Origin of the sequence: Phormidium sp. CCY1219, from assembly GCF_035615515.1 — a bacterium.
Classification (GTDB): domain Bacteria; phylum Cyanobacteriota; class Cyanobacteriia; order Cyanobacteriales; family Laspinemataceae; genus CCY1219.
This window is the reverse complement of record NZ_JAJENT010000561.1, coordinates 1-2268: the sequence shown is the minus strand read 5'-3', so window position 1 is coordinate 2268 and position 2268 is coordinate 1. Positions and strand designations below refer to the sequence as shown.

The 2268-nt window shown below is 53.4% G+C and carries 2 protein-coding genes; both read left to right on the top strand.

Features of this window, described 5'->3' with window-relative positions; all coding sequences use genetic code 11:
- Positions 1-146 precede the first annotated feature (146 nt).
- Positions 147-1409: a class I SAM-dependent methyltransferase gene (locus LKK83_RS15500; protein WP_324632115.1), complete on the top strand. Its 1263-nt coding sequence runs from the start codon at positions 147-149 to the stop codon at positions 1407-1409.
- A 3-nt stretch (positions 1410-1412) separates the two neighbouring features.
- The gene (locus LKK83_RS15495; protein WP_324632114.1) at positions 1413-2189 is read left to right on the top strand and encodes an ATP-binding cassette domain-containing protein; all 777 of its coding nucleotides are present in this window, start codon (positions 1413-1415) and stop codon (positions 2187-2189) included.
- Positions 2190-2268: the final 79 nt, after the last annotated feature.

The following is a 2268-nucleotide window of genomic DNA, read 5'->3' as shown; positions in this document are numbered from 1 at the left end:
GTCGTACACCGGGAAATGGAGCCTTGTACTTTCTAAAAAAAGGAAGTCCTGTCGGACTGCTGTTTATGTAAGGGGGGGGCGAATTCCTCCCCATACATAAATGACAGAGGTTTCCATTCGCCCCCCTTACCAACCCCTAATTTTCGATGAAACAACTAGACGTACTGAAAAACTACGCCAAAGCTGTCGCCATCGGTGCTTATGACAGCGATTCTCCCGGTTTATTTGGAAAACACGATAACGTGCGGCGCTACTGGGAAGATCGATTTAACCGCACGGTAATGAGCCAGTTTCTCGCGCCAGTGGTCGAGCGTCAGCGCGAGTCAAGCAGCGGAATTCGGGTCATGGACCTAGGATGTGGTGCGGGAGAAGGACTGGGGATTTTGACCAGTTTGCCTCAAAGAGCGAGAAATCTAGATTCCGAGCTAGAAAAGGTATTGGATTATCGCGACATCAGCCACTACAAAGGGGTAGACATCAGTCCGGCGATGATCGAGAAAGCCAAAAGCCTGCATGAGAAGCGATCGCAGGCCAGTTTTGAGGTAGCCGATCTCAGCGAAGGACTGCCCATCGAGATGGGAGAACCCCCCTATGACGTTTACTTTTCCTCCTACGGGGCGCTGTCCCACCTGAACGATGAAGCCCTCGGAAAATTAGTGGGAGAGATTTGCAAGCATATCGAAGATCGCGGCATTTTTGTTGCCGATATGCTGGGGCGATTTTCCTACGAGTGGCCGGGATATTGGGGCAACCCGAACGACAATGGGAGCAAGATGAATACCTATTCCATGTCGTATATTTATCCGCCCGATGCCAAAGGGGAGATTGAAGTAGAACGGTTTCCGATTCGCTTTTGGGGAGGAGCCGAATTCGATCGGTTTATTACGGAGATTGCCGCCGACAAAGGAGCCAAAGTTATCAGACGGCGACTGTGCGATCGCTCCATTTTAGTGGGTCGGCACATGAACACTCGAGAATTCAATCCGGAAGCGCCACCGATCCGGGCGGCGGTGAACTCCCTGCACCAAATCAACTGTCGCACCGATCTCTCGCAGTTGATTTTCGAGTACCACCCCCAACCGAACCACCCGCATTTGAATCGGTTTTTCGACAACCTGCAAAATTCGTGGAATGCGGTAGTGTACGCTTGCATCGAAGCACTCGATCGCTGGCGCACGCCGCAAAAATTAGAACTCGAGCCACTTGCAGGGTATCCGCCGGTGGTACAAGATGCCATCCGCACCATTCGCCTAGCGGTGAGAATGGCACCTTCTTTGCGGATAGACGATCCGCGCGCCAATTTAGTGGAACCGCAACTGGCCTATTTGCTCAGGGAGGTAGAATGGAACTTACAGCAGGGCTTGGGCGCGTCCCACGGCTTGTTGGCTGTGTATGAGTTCAAAAAATAATTGATGTCATCCGAAAACGAATACGCTGTCGAGTTTCTCGACGTTTCCTACCGAATACAGCGGCGAAACCTAGTTTCTAATTTGAACTTCAAAGTCCGCCGGGGAGAAGCTTTGGTACTGCTGGGACGCAGCGGTAGCGGCAAAACCACCACCATGAAGTTAATCAATCACCTGTACGTCCCCACCACTGGGGAAGTGCTGGTGGAAGGAAAACCTACCACGCGGTGGGATGCGATTGAGTTGCGCCGGAAAATCGGATATGTGATTCAAGCCTATGGCTTGTTTCCGCATTTTACGATCGAGCGCAATGTGGGGATCGTACCCTCGTTGTTGGGGTGGGATAGCGATCGCATTCACCAACGAGTCAGCGAACTCCTGGAATTGGTGGGACTCGATCCGCAGTATTTCGCCAAACGCTACCCCCGTCAGCTCTCTGGGGGTCAGCGTCAGCGGGTGGGGGTTGCCCGGGCACTCGCCGCCGACCCCCCGGTGATGTTGATGGACGAACCCTTTGGGGCCCTCGATCCGATTACCCGAGTGGAACTGCAACAGGAGTTTCGGCGGTTGCAGCAGCAGCTTGGGAAAACGGTGGTGTTCGTCACCCACGACATTCAGGAAGCCTTCTTGCTTGCTTCGCGCATTGGGTTGATGGATGATGGCAAAATGGTGGAGTTGGGGACGCGAGGAGAATTTATCCGATCGCAACACCCCGAGGCGCGCGCCTTTATGGACTGTTTGCGATCGGTGGAAGAAGCTGAAGCCGCTGCCCTGGAGGAATAATACCCCGTCAGGGACTCCGTAGAAACCAACCCCATGTCTAAAGCCAGGGGCTTGTACTTCTAACCACCTGACCAGCCTA